Origin of the sequence: Streptomyces sp. NPDC051452 (assembly GCF_044454765.1) — a bacterium.
In the GTDB taxonomy this organism is placed as follows: Bacteria; Actinomycetota; Actinomycetes; order Streptomycetales; family Streptomycetaceae; genus Streptomyces.
Genome location: NZ_JBITEB010000015.1, coordinates 91,206 through 107,423, shown reverse-complemented (window position 1 = coordinate 107,423; position 16,218 = coordinate 91,206). Strand labels below are relative to the sequence as shown.

Below are 16,218 nucleotides of genomic sequence, written 5' to 3'. Positions count from 1 at the left end.
CCGCAAAGGAGTAGCGTGTGAGACCGACCCCCCACAAGGCCCTCGGCACCGGCGTGCTCGCCGTCGCCGCGGTCGCCGCCCTCGTGCTCCCCGGCACACCCGCCGCGGCCCGACCGGCCACGGCCCCCGCCTCCTGTACTCCGGCCCAGGTGGTGAACAACGGCGGTTTCGAGAGCGGCACATCACCGTGGACCGCCTCCTCGTCCACGGTGATCACCAGCCGCTCCGGACAGAGCGCCCACGGCGGCGCCTCCTACGCCTGGCTCGACGGCGTCGGCCGCACCCACACCGACACCCTCACCCAGAGCGTCACCATCCCGTCCGGGTGCGCCGGCGCCACCCTCACCTACTGGCTGCACATCGACACCGCCGAGACGACGTCGTCCACCGCGTACGACAAGCTGACGGCCAAGATCGGCGGCACGACGCTGGCCACCTACTCGAACCTCGACAAGAACACCGGCTACGTACAGAAGTCGGTCGACGTGTCCTCGTTCGCGGGTCAGACCGTCGACCTGTCCTTCACCGGCACCGAGGACTCGAGCCTCCAGACCAGCTTCGTCCTCGACGACATCGCCCTGGACACCTCCGGCGGCACCACACCACCGCCCGCCGACTCCACCCGCACCCCGGCGGCACCCTCGTACACCGTCAGTCTCAGCAGCGACACGAGCGGCACCGTCTGGAACGGGCACGAGAGCGCCACCTTCACCAACGCCTCCGCCACCGCGCTCGGCGAGGTCTACCTGCGGCTGTGGGACAACTACCACGGCACCTGCGACGCGATGCCGATCAAGGTCACCAACGTCACCGGCGGCACTGCCGGCAGTCCCTCCGTGGCCTGCACCGCCCTGAAGATCACCCTGCCGTCACCGCTCGCCCAGGGCCAGAGCGCCACGGTCGGCTTCGACCTCGGCATCACCGTGCCCAGCGGCGCCGACCGCTTCGGTCACGACGGTGCCTTCAGCTTCATCGGCAACGCCCTGCCCGTCCTCGCGATCCGCGACGCCGCCGGCTGGCACCTGGACCCGTATACCAACAACGGTGAGTCCTTCTACTCCCTGGCCGCCGACTTCAAGGTGACCCTCGACCACCCCAGCACCCTGCTCGTCCCGGCCACCGGCACCTCCACCGACACCCCCGGCTCCAGCGGCCGCACGATCACCACGGCCACCGCCGCCAAGGTCCGCGACTTCGCCTGGGCGGCCGGCCCCTTCAGCAAGATCTCCGGCACCTCGGCCGCCGGTGTCCCGGTGAACGTCTACTCCGTCTCGGGCATCAGCTCCTCCAGCGCCCAGTCCATGCTCAGCACCGCCAAGACCGCCGTGGACGCACACGGGGCCCGCTTCGGCGCCTACCCCTACGGCGAGCTGGACGCCGTCATCGACAACAACTACTGGTTCGGCGGCATGGAGTACCCCGGGTTCGTCCTGGACCTGGTCAGCACCACCGCCCTCACCCACGAGATCGGCCACCAGTGGTGGTACGGCATCGTCGGCGACGACGAGTACAACAGCCCCTGGCTCGACGAGGCCTTCGCCGACTACTCCACCGACCTCGCCCTCGGCAGCACCGGCGGCAACTGCTGGAGCGGCGTCTCCTGGGCCTCCAGCGCCGAGAAGATCACCAATTCGATGGCGTACTGGGACGCCCACTCCTCGCGCTACTCCACCGTCGTCTACGGCTACGGCAAGTGCGCCCTGCACGACCTGCGGCGGCTCATCGGCGACACGGCCATGACCAAGCTGCTGAAGGACTACGCGAGCGCCCACTGGTACGGCGTCTCCACCACGGCCGAGTTCAAGGCGGCGGCCCAGGCCGCCACGAGCACGGACCTCACCTCCTTCTGGACCCAGCACCGCATCGACGGCTGACCCGGAGCCGGCCGGCCGCGGGCGCCGCCCCCGGCCGGCCGGAGCCACCCGTATGGACCAAACGCGGGCCGGGATGGCCCAGTTGGGCGGCACCCGGAGTGCGGTGCCGCCCGACCGCGGGTCAGATGGACCTCGTGGAAAGTCCCATAAGCCCTCACCGCAGCCGCTCACGCCCGGCCCTCACGGCCGCCCTGACCGGCCTCCTCCTCACCCTGTCCGTCCCGGCGGCGCCCGCAGCGACGGCGCCGGGCACCCCCGCCCGGGGCAGCGCCTACATGGGCATGGGCGTCCTCGCCCACGACGGGAGCGCCCCTCCCGACGACTCCTCGACCACCGGAAACCGAGTGACCCAGACGGAAGGCGTGGACGTCTCCAGCTACCAGGGCAACGTCGCCTGGCCGACCCTGTGGAGCGCCGGCACGAAGTGGGCCTACACGAAGGGCACGGAGGGGACGTACTACAAGAACCCCTACTTCACCCAGCAGTACAACGGCTCGTACGACGTCGGCATGGTCCGCGGCGCCTATCACTTCGCCACCCCGGACACCACGGGCGGCGCCACTCAGGCCGACTACTTCGTGGATCACGGCGGCGGCTGGTCCAAGGACGGCAAGACGCTTCCCGGTGTCCTCGACATCGAGTGGAACCCCTACGGCGACGCCTGCTACGGCAAGTCCAAGAGCGCGATGGTCACCTGGGTGCGCGACTTCCTCAACCGCTACAAGTCCCGCACCGGCCGCGCCGCCGTCATCTACACGGCCACCAGCTGGTGGACCGACTGCACCGGAAACTACGCGGGCTTCGCCGCGACCAACCCGCTCTGGATCGCCCGCTACGCCTCCACCGCGGGAACCCTCCCTTCGGGCTGGTCGTCGTACACGATGTGGCAGTACACCTCCACCGGGAAGACGGTGGGGGACCACGACCGCTTCAACGGCGGCCTGTCCCAGCTCAAGGACTTCGCCACCGGCTGACCCGCCCCCGGCCCGCGGGGTGCGGAAGGTCGTCGCGGATGTGAGACTGCTGGGAAGTCGACCGGTCCAGGGGCGGTGATGGTGAGGTGACGGCACGGCCGGGCGGCGCGCCGCTCGAGGACTTCCTCGCCGACCCCGCTCACTGCACCGTCAGTCTGGCGAGTGCCGTGGCCCACTGCACCAAGGCGCTGGGCCTGCGGCACGCCGTGGTCTACCTGGCCGACCTGCAACAGCGTCATCTCGTGCCGCTCACCGAGGTCGCCCCCGGCATGTCCATCGACGACTCGCTCGCCGGATGGTGCTACCGCACGCAGTCGCTGCGCGTGGAGGAGTCCGACCGGCACGGAATGACGGCCTGGTTCCCCCTGCTGGACGGCGCCGAACGGCTCGGCGTGCTCGCCGTCCACGCGGCGGAGCTGACCCCGGTCTCGCTGCGTCAGGGCCGGGCCCTCGCCTCTCTCCTGGCGATGATGATCACCACCAAGCGTGCCTACAAGGATTCCTTCGTACGGCGGACCCGCACCGAGGCCATGAGCCTGCCGACGGAGATGCTGCGTGCCTTCCTGCCGCCGCGCACGATCGGCAACACCCATGTCGTCTCCACCGCCGTCCTCGAACCCGCCTACGACATCGGCGGCGACGCCTTCGACCACTCCCTGACCGACACCGTCCTGCACACGGTCGTGCTGGACGCCATGGGGCACAACCTCCTGTCCGGACTGACCAGCGCGGTGGCCCTGGCGGCCTGCCGAAACGCCCGGCGCAGCGGCGCCGACCTGGGCACCCTCATGGACAGTGTGGACGAGGCGCTCGGCCGGTGGCTGCCGGAGCAGTTCTGCACCGGGATCCTCGCCCAGCTCGACTTCACCACCGGCGTCCTGAAGTGGAGCAACTGCGGTCACCCCGCGCCGCTTCTCATCCGCGACCAGCGGCTGATGGCCGACGCGCTGGTCCGCGAGGCCGATCCACCCATGGGGCTGCGCTCGCTGCTTGCCTCGCGGGACCGCCGGGTGCACGAGACACGGCTCCAGCCGGGGGACCGGGTACTGCTCTACACCGACGGTGTCATCGAGGCGCGTACGGCCGACGGGAGGCTGCTCGGCCTGGAACGCTTCGCCGACTACGTCATCCGTGCCAGTGCCACCGGCGAGCTGGCCCCCGAGACGCTGAGGCGCCTGATCCACTCGCTGCTGGACTCCGGGGACAGCCGGCTCCGCGACGACGCCACGATCCTGATGTTCGAGTGGCAGCGGGCCTGTTGAGCCGCCCCGCCGAGCCGCCGCTTCCATCCTTCGTTCCCCGGCCGGGTCGCCCGGGGAACGGGTGGCGGCGCGCTCGGCGGCATGGCTGACGGGCGGCTGACCTGCCCGCGACCACGACGGCCGGCACGGCGACCCCGGCCGACAAGGGCCGGCCCGCTGGTAAGGCGCTGGGCGGCGGGGCGCTCACGGCCCTCGCCCGCACCGGGCACGACCAGAGCGCCTGGCCGTCACCGGGGCCGCCGAGCCCCAGGCTGCTCGGCGCCGCCATGCCGGGTACCGCGCCGGTGCTGTCCGGGCTCTCCCGCGCCACCGGCCGGCAGGAGGCCCGTACCCTCGTGCCGCCGCCGGCCGTGGTGCCGGCCGCACTGTTCGCGGTGAGCCTGATCAACGCGGACCGGCCGGCCGGGCAGACCTTCACCCGATCCGGACCGTCCGCGCCCCGTGTCGGTCAGCCTCCCGAGATGACCAGCTGGTCGGCCAGTCGGCGGGCCTGTGCGAGGAGTGTGCCGTACGTGGCGAGCTGGTCCGGGTCGTCCGTCAGGGGGCGGGCCAGACCGCGGCGCAGGTCCTGGAGGGTGCCGCGCAGCTCCGCCACGGCGTCGCGCAGTTCGTCCTCGCCCTCGTCGGCGAACCGGCTGTGGCTGTAGAGCCGCAGGGCGTGGGCGGTCTGGTTCAGGAACGTGGCGTAGCGGCGTGCGAGTTCGGGGTCGGGCCGGGGCGCCGAGCGGTCCTCGTCGGCGGCCTCCAGCACCGTCCGGGTCACTCCCGCGGTGTGGACGGCCGCGTAGTCCAGGACCGTGATCGCGTCGTCGTACTGCTTGCCCCCGGGCGCTCCGGTGCCGACCCGGCGGTGGCGCAGGTTTCCGCGCATGCTCTCCCGGCCCCACTCGACCGACGAGTGGGCCTGTTCCACGAGCCGGTGCAGTCGCAGGGCCCGCTCGTGCCAGGAACCGGCCCGCTCGGTGTCCCAGTCTCCCTCGGCCAGGCCGTCCGCCACGTCCCGCAGGATGTCGTGGGCCTCCTCGGTGGCGTCCTTGAGCACGGTACGGCTGTCGCGCAGATACAACGGCGGCAGGACGAGTGCGTTGACGGCGATGCCGACCGCCGCCCCGAACAGCGCCTCGCCGAGGCGGGCCGCGGAGGTGGCGACGGATACGGACCCGTTGGTCAGGACGAAGAGGGCACCGGTGGCCGCGTAGATGCCCTGACTGCCCAGGCGCGCCCACTGGCCGAGCAGCAGCACGAGGGGCAGGACCACCGCCATGGCGACGACCGTGTCGTGCAGCACCAGCGCGACCGCGGTGGCCACGACCGTGCCGGCCGCGATCGCCGCCAACTGCTGCAACCCGTGGGCGATCGACCGGTACACGGTCGACTCCACCAGTACCACCGCGACCCATGGCGCCACGAACGCCACCGGCGCGTGCAGCCACCAGCCGGACACCGCCCATGCCACCCACGCGGCCAGCGCCGCCTTCAACGCCTGGACACCCAGGTCACGCTCCCGGCACGGCCCCGCCCAGGCCCGGCGGGCCGCGTTCGCCGCGCCGGCCACATCACGGCACAGCCCCTGCCACGTCATTCGTATCCCACGCACGCCGCTCCGGGTGCCACCACGGGCGCCGCTCCATGCCGCGAGAACCCGGAACCAGGCGCACGTCACATCCGTCGCGACCGCCCGCGCCGCGACGACGGCGACTCCGCGGTCGTCCTGCTCCTTGATCGCATGTTCGGGCTTGTCACAGTCGGGCTTGTCACCGTGGTGTCGCGCGCAGGGCCTTCAGCACCGACCAGACCACGGAGACGAGCGGGACCGCCACCACGGCGCCGATCACCCCCGAGACGATGCTGCCCGCGATGACGGACACCGCGACGACCAGCGGATGCAGCCGCACCGCCCAGCTCAGCACCAGCGGATGCAGCACATGCCCTTCCAGTTGGCCGATCACGACGATGAGCACCAGCACGGCGGCGGCCGTGATGGGCCCGCGTCCGGCGAGCGCGACGATCGTGGCGACCCCGAGCGCGACCGGCGAACCCACCAGCGGCACGAACGCGGCGAAGAACTCCAGCAGCGCCAGCGGCAGCGCGAGCGGCACCCGCAGCACCAGCAGGGCGACACCGACCAGCACGGCGTTGGTGGCGGCGACGATGATGATGCCGCGCGTGTACCCGGCGAAGGTCCGCCAGGCCGCCCGCCCCACCCGGTCCCAGGACCCGCGGGCACCGCTCGGCAACAACTGGTCGCGCGCCCAGGCCCACAGATGCTCGCCGGAATGGATGAAGAACACCGAGGCGAACAGCGCCAGGGCGCCGCCCGTGACCACCTCCACCACCCGGCCGAACTCGTTGACGGCGCTGCTCAGCAGGGCCGACCGGTGTGCGGTGACATAGCGCGTCAGCTGGTTCTGCAGGTCGGACAGCTTGCCGGGACCGAGGCGGAACGGCGGCCGCTGCAGCCAGTCCTGGATCCGGTGCACACCGCCCCGGAAGTCGTCCACCAGCCGGGGCCACTCGTCCGCCACCGTGTTGCCGACCAGGGCGAGCAGCGCCAGCAGGAGCAACAGGCTGCCCACGAGGGCCACCGCCACGCTCAGCGGCCTCGGCAGCACCCGGCTCAGCAGATCGGCCACCGGGCGCAGCACGGACGTCACGACCAGCGCGAGGAAGAGGGCGACGGCGATGAGCTGAAAGCTGCCGAGGATGCTGAAGACGCCGTAGACGACGATGCCGACGAGGATGAGCCGCCAGGCGTAGGCCGCGGTGATCCGCAACCACGGCACCGTCCGTTCGGCCACCGGCACCTCGGCCCCGGCGCGCGCGGACGCCGGGAGGCGAACGGAGTACGCGGGCCGGCTGCCCAGGATCACGGCTTCCGTCCGGCGCCGCCCCGCGGGCCAGGTCACTCGTCGACGCGCATCGCCCACCACTGCTCCCGCCTGCTCCGCGCCCTGATCGCCGACGGCCGGTCACAACCGCCGGTCAGCTCGACAGAACCGTAAGCGCCGGGCGGGGAGCGAGCCGGGCAACGCGCCCGTCGGTCGCCGCCAACCGTGGGCGGGGCGGTCACAGGACCTTCACAACCGTCGGGGGTGGGCGCGTCCGGGAAGGGCACTCGGCGGGTGTCGTCGCCTCGGAGGGGGCACCTCCAGTGATCATCATCGCGATTCTGCTGCTTCCCGTCCTCAGCATCCTGCTGTACGGGCTGGACCGGGTCGAGGACCTGTGGGTCGCCAGACCCGCGAGTGCACGTCCCGCGCGCCCCCACCGACATCGTCGGGTGAGGGCGGGCCGTCACTGAACCGCCGGCCCGCCGGTCGTGCTCAGCCGGGTTCCTGCCCGGCGCCCTCGGCCGCGCGGCCCACGGGCAGCAGCTCGCGGATGTCCGAGGGCAGCGCGTCGGCCATCCGCTCCATCAGCTCCGGAGCGAGCGCGGCGTCGAGCACCTCCAGGACGGCGGCGGTCTCCCGCAGCGCGGCGTCCTCGTCGGTGCCCGTCCGCACGGCGACGCGTCCGGCGAAGGCGATCAGACCGAATTTCTCACCCGCCGTACCGGCGTCCGCCCCGGACGCGTCGGCCGCCTCCCGCATCGCCGCCGCCATGCCGGGCGGCAACTGGGCGGCCACATGCCGGGCCAGTCCGGCCGGCAACCGCTCCGACAGCGTGCTCACAACCGCGTGCGCGGCCCGCTCGGCGCAATCCCGGTCGGGCAGGTGGGCGAGCGACTGCACCTTGCCGATCAGCTCGTCGTGATGCATGGGACCGGTCCCTTCGTCAGGAGGACCGCTCGACACGAGACGTTTCCTCTCCCGCACGTTTCCTCTCCCGCCCGGAAGCTTCCTTCGGGTGGTGCGACCGTCCCCTCGTCGGGAAGCTGTATCCGTGTGCCACGTCCGTCTCTCGTCGGGAGGCCCTCTGCGCGCGGTACGTCCGTCGTCCCGCCCGCGGGTCCTTGCGAGTACCCCCTGAACAGCGGCCGGCGCGGCCGATGAGCCGGCGCCGTGGCGGAGGCCCGGGCCGGAGCGTCGTCGTCCCGGCACGGGGTAGGCGTCGCGGCGGACCATCGATCGCAAGAGCGACGTGCGAGGTGTACATGGCAGGAGCTGGGCTGGCGGCACCGTTGTGGGACATCCACAACGGCCAGGGACCACGGCAGCTGGCAGAGCTGGGGCTGGCACTCCTGCTGTCGACCCTGATCGGCTGGGAGCGCGCGGCGCAGCAGAAGAGTGCCGGCCTGCGCACGCACACGCTGGTCGGCATCGCGAGCGCGCTCATGATGGAGGTCTCCCAGCACGGCTTCAGCGCGGTGCTCGGGCTGGAGAACGTGTCCTTCGACCCCTCCCGGGTCGCCGCGCAGATCGTCTCCGGCATCGGGTTCATCGGCGGCGGGCTGATCTTCGTACGCAGGGACGCGGTGCGAGGTCTGACGACGGCGGCCACCATCTGGCTGACCTGCGCGGTCGGAATGGCCTGCGGTGGCGGGCTGCCCATCCTCGCGCTGGTGGTGACGGCGCTGCACTTCCTGGTGGCGCGCGGCTACCCCCGGTTCTCCTCCCGCCTGATACCCGGTACGGCCGCCGCCACCTTCGAGGCACGGCTGACCTACCGGACCGGCTCCGCGCTGCTGCCGCGCCTGATGCAGACCTGCACCCGGCGCGGCTTCCGCATCCTTCAGGTCAAGGTGGAACACCTGCCGGGCCGTGCGGACGACGCCGCCCGGGTGCTGCTGGAGCTGGAGGGCACCGCGGACCCCGTGCGGCTGACGTCGGACCTGTTCCAGGAGCAGGGCGTACTCGACGTCGAGATGAGCACGGCGGCGGACGACGAATAGTCCCATAGCCCCAAAGCCCCATAGCCGAAGGCGGGCGCACGGCCGCACGCCGGACGACCGATCCCGAGCCAGCGGGGGCGCGAGGGCCGCTCAGCTCTCGGTCGTCTGCTGGGTCCACGTCCAGGCGTACTGCATCCAGTCCGCGACGGTCAGCGCCCCGAAGCCACCGCAGACCAGCCGGGTGAGCCGGGGATTCGTCGCATACGTGCCCACCAGCGCCCCGGCCGCCCAGGCGGAGACGCAGAACGGGCAGCACAGCCGGTCGCCGACCGCCCGCCGGACCCCGCTGCCTCGGGGCTCGTCCATGACCTCAGCGGCCTCGCCCTGGCCCGCGCGGCGCGTGAACGGCGCCCGGAGAAAGCTCGTGATCTTGTCGCGGGTCAGCAGACGTGACGCCTTGTACGTCGCCACGCCCATGAGCGCCACGTCCCACGGCGGCACCTCCTGCGGCAGCCGTACACCGCGCCGCCGGGCGACCAGTGCGAACGTACCGGCGCTCGCCACGAACACGGAGGCGAGCACGGCATAGCCGCCCAGTGGGACTTCGCCCTGTTCGTCGTAGTGTGTGGCGTCCGTCGTCATCAGACCTCCCAGGCCCCGGTACGGGTATCGCGTGCACCGCCATGCGGCGTGTCCGCCCCGGGTTCCCCGGGGGGAGGGGCCGACACGCGGCCCCTGGGGGCGAACGTCGGTCCGAACCGGGCAGTCCGCTCGCCGCCGGACCACCGGACGCCGGTCGGCCGAGGCGGCGCGGTCCTTGGCCGGGCCGGGTGGCTCGTGCGCGACCGTCCGGTGACGGCTGCGCCACGGGCAGGCGTTCCAGCGCCACCAAGGCCCCGTCGTCTTCCAGGTCGCCGTGGACATGGCGCAGGAGGTCATGGGGCAGCGCCGCCACCAGCGCCTCCGGCGGACGGTCGGCGTGGGCGCGTACCCGCGCGGCGGGGTCGTGGAACCGGTCCCTGCGGTCGCGGGTCGTTCGCCCTCTGTCGAGTGGGTGCACGCGCCCGTACACTGCGAGTCCGCGGTCATGGGGGACGCGCGGTCGACGGGGGGAGTCGTCATGTCCGCAGGCCCGTACGGTCCGGATCAGGGATTCGCCGGCCCACCGCTGCCGCCGATGCCGTCGAGCCCGCCGCCCGCACCGCCGGACGCGCTGCGGGCCGTGGCGGTCGCGCTGCTCAACCTGAGCGGCCTGGGGCTCGGGTACGCGGCCCTGCGGCGCCGGCTGCCGATGGTCCTCTGCTGGCTGGCCACCGGCGTCCTGCTGTTCGCGGTGCTGCCCGCGGACGCCGATGGCGCCCCGGTCGGCGTGGTCGTCGGATACGGGGTGTTCCTGCTGCTCGCGGCCGTCCACGGCGGTCTCGTCGGACTGCGCACCCGCCTCGCCCGGCCGGGCAACGCGCCGCTGGCCGCCCTGCTGGGCGTGCTGCTGCTCGCCGTGCCGGCCGGTGGCGCGCTCTGGTACCAGGACGCCCACGACGAGGCCGTGGAACAGGCCCTGCTGGACCGTCTGCACCAGGCCGACCGGCTGGTGGCCAAGAGCGGCGGGCAGTCGTTCACCGCCGTGTCCGCGGACTACCGGACCGCCCTCGACGTCTACCGCGACCTCGCCGTGGAGCACTCCGGCTCCCGCGCGGCCCGGCAGGTCCCCGACCGCATGCGGACCTACTACGAGACCGTCGGTTCGGCCTACGCACACCGGGACTACTGCGCGGCCGTGGCGCCCCTCACGTATCTGCGCTCGGTGCCCCGCACCATGCCGAAGGAGCGGCTCGGATCGCTGGCCCGGTGGCCGGACGACCGCCTGGCCGATTCACTGTACGAGTGCGGGGCGCGGCGCCTGGCGGCCGGCGAGGCGGACTGGGTCACCCGCTTCGGTGATTTGCTCGACACCTTCCCGGGATCCGGTCCGGCCGCCAAGGTGGTACCCGCCGTCGACGCCGCGGTCTCCCGGGCGGGGAAGGCGGTCGGCGGCGGCGAACCCTGCGCAGCCGTCGGGCGGTTGCGGGACCTGAACACCCGCATCGGCGAGTTGGCGACCTCCTCCGGCGACGCGGCCGCCGGCTTGGCGAAGGCCGCCGGGCGCGCGGGGAAGAGCGGCGACGCGGGGGAGTACTCGTGCGGCGTCGACCAGTACAAGGACGGTGACTTCGACGCCGCGCGCAAGACCATGGAACAGTTCGTCTCGGACAACAAGCACGACGCGCGACGGGCCCGCGCGCGGAAGATCGCCATAGCGGCCGAGGTCGCCCAGACGCTCCCGGCCGCCGGTAGGAAGCTGCCCGGCACCGCCTCCGGCGGCAGCATCTCCGTGACCGTCAAGAACGACAGCCCCGACGACATCACCGTCCTCTACACCGGCCCGGTCACCGGCAGTTTCACCCTCAAGGGCTGTGGCAGCTGCACGTCGTACTCACTGGCCACCACGCTGATCGTCGGATTCAAACCGTGCAACGACAGCAGCCGGAACTATCCGCAGCGCACCATCGAACTGCCCGCCGGCACCACGTACTTCGTGCACAAGCCGCACGGCGCCGGCAGCGCCACCCCGGCCTCGGACACCGCCAGGCTCCGCTCCGGCTACCTGTACACGGAGTGCGCCTACACGACCCGGACCCTGGGCTCCGGCTACTGACCGGCCGTCACACGGCGAAGAGCGAGACCTCGGTCGACTTGAACAGGACGGTGACGGCGGAGCCCTCGGCCAGGCCGAGGTCGGTGGCCGCGTCCTTGGTGATGGCGGCCGTCAGTTCGCCGCCCTCCACCGCCACCCGGACCGTGGCCATGGCGGCGCCCGCCGCGACGTCACGGACGGTGCCGGACAGCCGGTTGCGGATGGACAGTCCCGTGACCGGCCCGGTGGCCAGCGCGACCTCCGTGGCCTTGACCAGGGTGCGCACCGCGGAGCCCTCCGCGAGCCCGAGGTCCTCGACGGCGTCGAGGGTGATGGCGGCGGTGACGTCCTGACCGCCGTCGAGACGAACCTTGACCGTCGCCATCGCCTCGCCCGGGGTGAGGGAGGTGACGGTGCCGGGGAGCTGGTTGCGGATGCTCAGAGTCATGGTGGAACACCTCGTGAAATAGGGTGACGTACCGGCTTCCCGGTCGGCGCGTGGCCCACCGTAGTCCGGCTCGGACACCCCCGTGCGGACACCGCCGCAGCCGCGAGGCGATAGTCGATCAACGCCTCGCGGATACGGCGCGACGGCCCGGGCGGCCGGCTCCACCACTCCTGCCGCCGCCCCGGACGCCTCAGGCGGGATACGCGTGCGTCTTCTCCGCGGCGACCGCCGCCCAGACCGTCGCCCCGGGGCGCAGGTCCAGCTCGGCGGCGGCGACCGTGGCCAGATCGGCGGCCAGAGGCAGCTCACCGGTGAGATCGGCGCGGATCCGGTCGCCGTGGGTCTCCAGACCGGCCACCTCGCACGGCCACAGATTGACGGCGGAGCCGTCCGGGCGATCCCGGTGCAGGGTCACGGCGCTCGGCGGGAACGCGACGAACACCGGGCCGGTGAGCTTGTCGGTGACGGTGATCCCGGCGCCGCCCTCGACGCGGACCGTGCGCCCCCCGGCCTGCCCCCGGTAGAGGTTGAGGCCGACCAGATGCGCGATGTAGTCGGTGCGCGGGTGACGGGCGATGTCGGCGGGGGCGCCTTCCTGGACGATACCGCCGTCCTCTATGACCACGAGATGGTCGGCCAGGACCATGGCGTCCAGCGGATCGTGGGTGACGAGCACCGCGACCGCCTCGAAGTCGGCGAGATGCCGGCGGAGCCGGGCGCGGACCTCGAGACGGGTGCGGGCGTCGAGGGCGGCGAGCGGCTCGTCCAGGAGCAGCAGCCGGGGGTGTGTGGCCAGGGCGCGGGCGAGGGCGACGCGCTGGGCCTGGCCACCGGAGAGCCGTCGGGGTTTCGCCGAGCCGTACCCGGCCAGACCCATGCGCTCCAGCCACGCGGCGGCCTGCGCCCGCGCCTCGGCCTTCGGCACACCGTGACAGCGCGGCCCGAAGGCCACGTTGTCGACGGCGGACAGGTGCGGGAAGAGCAGATAGTCCTGGAAGACGACCCCCACCGGGCGCGCATGCGGAGGCGTACGGTCCAACTCGGCGCCATCCAGCCGGAGGTGACCACCTGTCAGGGGCATCAGTCCGGCGAGTGCGCGCAGCGCCGTGGACTTCCCGGCGCCGTTGGGGCCGAGCAGGGCGACGACGTCACCGGGGGCCGCCGCCAGTCGTACGTCGAGGCGAAAGGCGCCGCGCTCGACGACCAGCCGGGCGTCCAGCCCGGCGCCGGCCGGGCGCTGCGCGTCGACGGCGTCCCGCACGGCCTTGCGAGTGCCGGTCATGAGACGGTCATCCATCGGTCCCGCAAGCCCGCCAGCACCGCGATCGACACGGCGAGCAGGACCAGGCTGAGCGCGATCGCCGCCTCAGGGTCGTCCTGGAGGGCGAGGTAGACGGCGAGTGGCATGGTCTGGGTGCGGCCGGGGAAGTTGCCGGCGAAGGTGATCGTGGCGCCGAACTCGCCCAGCGCACGGGCCCAGGCCAGGACCGCGCCCGCGGCGATGCCGGGCGCGATCAGCGGCAGGGTGATCCGGCGGAACGCGGTGAAGCGGGAGGCGCCCAGCGTGGTGGCCGCCTCCTCGTAGCGCGGATCGGCCGCGCGCAACGTGCCCTCCACGCTGATGACCAGGAACGGCATCGCGACGAACGCCTCCGCGATGATCACCCCGGTCGTGGTGAACGGCAGGGTGACCCCGAACCAGCTGTCCAGCCACTTGCCGACCACGCCGTTGCGGCCCAGCGCCATGAGCAGGGCCACACCGCCCACCACCGGAGGCAGCACGAGGGGCAGCGTCACCAGCGCGCGGACGATCCCGCGCCCGGGAAACTCCACCCGCGCCAGCAGCCAGGCCAGCGGAACGCCGACCACCAGGCTCACGGCGGTCGCCGCCGTCGCGCAGACCAGGGACAGCCGGAGCGCCTGCCATACCTCGGCGCTGGTCAGCAGGTCGGGCATGCTGCGCCAGGGGGCCCTGACCAGCAGGGCGACCAGCGGCAGGGCCAGGAACACCAGACCGATCAGCGCGGGGAGCAGCAGGGGCAGCGGCGCGCCTCCCCGGACGCGGCGGGACCGCGGGCGGCCTGTGCGGGGGCCGGCCGCGGTGCCGGGTGGGTGGGGCCGGGTCACGGCTTGAGGAACCCGGCCTGGTTCAGCACCTTCTGGCCCTCGGGGGACTCGACGAGGGTGAGGAACGCCTGGGCGGCCTGGGTGTTCCTGGCGTCCTTGAGGAGGGTGATGGGGTAGTCGTTGACGGCCTTGGCGGATTCGGGGAACTGCACGCCGTCCACCTTGCCGCCTGCCGCCTTGATGTCGGTCTTGTAGACCACCGCGGCGTCGGCCTCCTTGAGCACGACCTTGTTGAGGGCGCCCTTGACGTCCTGTTCGTAGGAGGCGGGCGTCAGCTTGAGGTTGGCGGCGTCCAGGGCCTTCTGGGCGGCGGCGCCGCAGGGCACGCTCTTGTCGCACAGGACGACTTTCAGGCCTGACCTGGTGAGGTCCTTGAGGGAGGAGAGCTTGTCGGGGTTGCCCGGGAGGGTGGCGATCTCCAGCTGGTTGCGGGCGAAGGTGTGCTGGACGCCGGTGGCGTCGCCCTTGTCCGTGACGATCTTCATCGTCTTCGGACTGGCGGCGGCGAACACGTCGGCGGGGGCGCCGCCGGTGATGCCGGCCGCGAGGGTGTCGCTGCCGCCGAAGTTGAACGTCACCTTGGTGCCGGGGTGCGCCTTCTCGAACTCCTTGCCCAGGGTCGTGAAGCTCTCCTTCAGCGAGGCGGCGGCGAACACCGTCACCTCGCCGGAGACCTTGCCGGAGGACGAGCCCGAGGAAGACGAGGCCGACGCGGAGGGGCCCGACTTCCCGGAGTCGTCCGAGCCGGACGAGGAACAGGCACTCAAGGCCAGCAGGGCGGCGGCGCCTGCGCCGGTCGCCTGAAGCATCCGGCGGGTCCGGCGGGCGGAACGGGTCATCACGGGTCCACTCCCTCTGGTCCTGAACGGACCTCTCCACGGTCTCCTCACGGTGTCGGCGCCGACGCCGGGCAGGGCGGCCGCGTCCCCGACCCGGCAGGTGGGCATGCGCTGATGATAATGCCGCAGATGCGAGGAGAAAGTCTCCTGTCGCATCGCATGAGCCGACTATCCGAACGGCTGGGCTCGCATGTGCGTTCGTACGTGATCAGTGCCCGGAGCCGCCTCCGACCCCCGCTTCGCCTCTCGCCGGGATCGTGACGGCACCGGCGCTGGCACCGGCGCTGGAGGGAGTCGTGGCCCGGGTGGAGATCCAGGCCGGTCCGCACGAAGGCGGGACAGATCGCGGCCGGTGAAGTGCTTGATGCGCTGGATGCGGTAGTGGACCGGGTCGAGGAGTCGTACGCGGCGGCCCGCACGGTCGGCGTCGGTCGGCGTCGTGTTCGCCGCCGACGGGCACTTCGGCGACACCCCGCTCGGTCGCGTTCAACGCCCCGCGGTTCAAGTCGACCGTCGACCCGGTTGCGCACGCAGGCCGGCGGACCGGCCGCCGCACTGCCTGGCCGCCGCGCTGCCTGGTCGACCGGAGTGCCGGGGCCCGGTGCGGTCGCCGGAGAGCGCGCCCCGTGACCCGGCTGGTGCGGTCGCCTCGGAACGCCACGTGACCCGCCTGGTGCGGTCTGCGGATGACGCCGCTTGACCCGTGCGGCGCGCACGCCCGAGCCCGGCCGCGCGACGTCGGCTCAGCCGGCCGTGTTGTCGACGCGGATCCGCACCTGTTCCTCCAGGCGCCGCAGGCTGCCGTCGAGGGCGTCGTTCACCTCGCGCTCGCCGGGGTCGTGACCCTCGTCGAAGAAGGACAGGTGCACGGTCACCTCGCTGGCGCCACTGCCGATTCCGGCCACCTGGAGCCAGCCGGCGTAGCTGCCCTGACCCCGGGTGCCCCATTCCAGACGCATCTGGTCCGGCTCCGCCCGCAGGAGGGCGGGCACGTCCTGGTCCGACCGGTCCTCGTGCACGGTGACGGCGGGCGGGTCCTGCACATCGACGTGCAGTTCACCCGGGAGCCAGGCGTCGAACTGGGTGGCGTTGGCCGCCTGGTCGAAGACCTGCTCGGGCTGCGCGGGCATCGTGCGGGAACGTTCGTACTCGGCCATGGTCGTCTCGCCCTTCCTGTCGACAAGCCGTGCCCCGACCGCGTGCCCCGATGCGGACGGCCGAAAAGCCACCGCCCGCAGTGAGCGGCTCC

Annotated in this window: 14 protein-coding genes; 5 read left to right on the top strand and 9 right to left on the bottom strand. The window is 72.5% G+C overall.

What is annotated here, in order from left to right:
* Positions 1-17 precede the first annotated feature (17 nt).
* The 3 genes from ACIBA9_RS29060 (at position 18) to ACIBA9_RS29050 (ending at position 4,110) form a co-directional block, all read left to right on the top strand.
* On the top strand, positions 18-1,874 hold the full coding sequence (locus ACIBA9_RS29060) for a M1 family aminopeptidase (protein WP_399367555.1): 1,857 nt from the start codon (positions 18-20) through the stop codon (positions 1,872-1,874).
* Positions 1,875-1,999: 125 nt separating this feature from the next.
* The gene (locus ACIBA9_RS29055; RefSeq protein ID WP_399367553.1) at positions 2,000-2,848 is read left to right on the top strand and encodes a lysozyme; all 849 of its coding nucleotides are present in this window, start codon (positions 2,000-2,002) and stop codon (positions 2,846-2,848) included.
* Between the two features lie 86 nt (positions 2,849-2,934).
* Positions 2,935-4,110 carry a PP2C family protein-serine/threonine phosphatase gene (locus ACIBA9_RS29050; protein ID WP_399367551.1) on the top strand — a complete coding sequence of 392 codons (1,176 nt, stop codon included), beginning with the start codon at positions 2,935-2,937 and terminating at the stop codon, positions 4,108-4,110.
* 448 nt (positions 4,111-4,558) lie between these two features.
* Here ACIBA9_RS29050 and ACIBA9_RS29045 read toward each other — a convergent pair whose 3' ends face one another.
* From ACIBA9_RS29045 to ACIBA9_RS29035, 3 genes are all read right to left on the bottom strand, one after another.
* On the bottom strand, positions 4,559-5,692 hold the full coding sequence (locus tag ACIBA9_RS29045; RefSeq protein WP_399367549.1) for an aromatic acid exporter family protein: 1,134 nt from the start codon (positions 5,690-5,692) through the stop codon (positions 4,559-4,561).
* 172 nt (positions 5,693-5,864) lie between these two features.
* The gene (locus ACIBA9_RS29040; protein WP_399367547.1) at positions 5,865-6,908 is read right to left on the bottom strand and encodes an AI-2E family transporter; all 1,044 of its coding nucleotides are present in this window, start codon (positions 6,906-6,908) and stop codon (positions 5,865-5,867) included.
* 525 nt (positions 6,909-7,433) lie between these two features.
* Positions 7,434-7,868: a DUF2267 domain-containing protein gene (locus ACIBA9_RS29035; protein WP_399367545.1), complete on the bottom strand. Its 435-nt coding sequence runs from the start codon at positions 7,866-7,868 to the stop codon at positions 7,434-7,436.
* 335 nt (positions 7,869-8,203) lie between these two features.
* Between ACIBA9_RS29035 and ACIBA9_RS29030 the strand changes: the two genes are divergently transcribed.
* Positions 8,204-8,941: an MgtC/SapB family protein gene (locus ACIBA9_RS29030; RefSeq protein ID WP_399367543.1), complete on the top strand. Its 738-nt coding sequence runs from the start codon at positions 8,204-8,206 to the stop codon at positions 8,939-8,941.
* A 90-nt stretch (positions 8,942-9,031) separates the two neighbouring features.
* Here ACIBA9_RS29030 and ACIBA9_RS29025 read toward each other — a convergent pair whose 3' ends face one another.
* Positions 9,032-9,523, bottom strand: coding sequence for a DUF1360 domain-containing protein (locus tag ACIBA9_RS29025; protein ID WP_399367541.1), 492 nt, complete (start codon positions 9,521-9,523; stop codon positions 9,032-9,034).
* 478 nt (positions 9,524-10,001) lie between these two features.
* On the opposite strand from ACIBA9_RS29025, the gene ACIBA9_RS29020 reads away from it, so the two are divergent.
* Positions 10,002-11,576 carry a hypothetical protein gene (locus ACIBA9_RS29020; protein WP_399367539.1) on the top strand — a complete coding sequence of 525 codons (1,575 nt, stop codon included), beginning with the start codon at positions 10,002-10,004 and terminating at the stop codon, positions 11,574-11,576.
* A 7-nt stretch (positions 11,577-11,583) separates the two neighbouring features.
* On the opposite strand, the gene ACIBA9_RS29015 is transcribed toward ACIBA9_RS29020, so the two are convergent.
* From ACIBA9_RS29015 to ACIBA9_RS28995, 5 genes are all read right to left on the bottom strand, one after another.
* On the bottom strand, positions 11,584-12,003 hold the full coding sequence (locus ACIBA9_RS29015) for a molybdopterin-binding protein (RefSeq protein WP_399367537.1): 420 nt from the start codon (positions 12,001-12,003) through the stop codon (positions 11,584-11,586).
* Positions 12,004-12,193: 190 nt separating this feature from the next.
* A complete protein-coding gene (locus ACIBA9_RS29010) occupies positions 12,194-13,285 on the bottom strand; it encodes an ABC transporter ATP-binding protein (RefSeq protein WP_399367535.1) in 1,092 nt (363 codons plus the stop codon).
* On the bottom strand, positions 13,282-14,130 hold the full coding sequence (modB, locus tag ACIBA9_RS29005; RefSeq protein ID WP_399367533.1) for a molybdate ABC transporter permease subunit: 849 nt from the start codon (positions 14,128-14,130) through the stop codon (positions 13,282-13,284). The genes ACIBA9_RS29010 and modB overlap by 4 nt, the downstream gene beginning before the upstream one ends.
* Positions 14,127-14,969 (bottom strand): molybdate ABC transporter substrate-binding protein, encoded by an 843-nt coding sequence (gene modA / locus ACIBA9_RS29000; RefSeq protein ID WP_399367531.1) that lies wholly within the window; start codon positions 14,967-14,969, stop codon positions 14,127-14,129. Before modA ends, modB begins: the two co-directional genes overlap by 4 nt.
* Positions 14,970-15,712: 743 nt before the next feature.
* Positions 15,713-16,126, bottom strand: coding sequence for an SRPBCC family protein (locus ACIBA9_RS28995; RefSeq protein ID WP_393899806.1), 414 nt, complete (start codon positions 16,124-16,126; stop codon positions 15,713-15,715).
* Between the last annotated feature and the right edge of the window lie 92 nt (positions 16,127-16,218).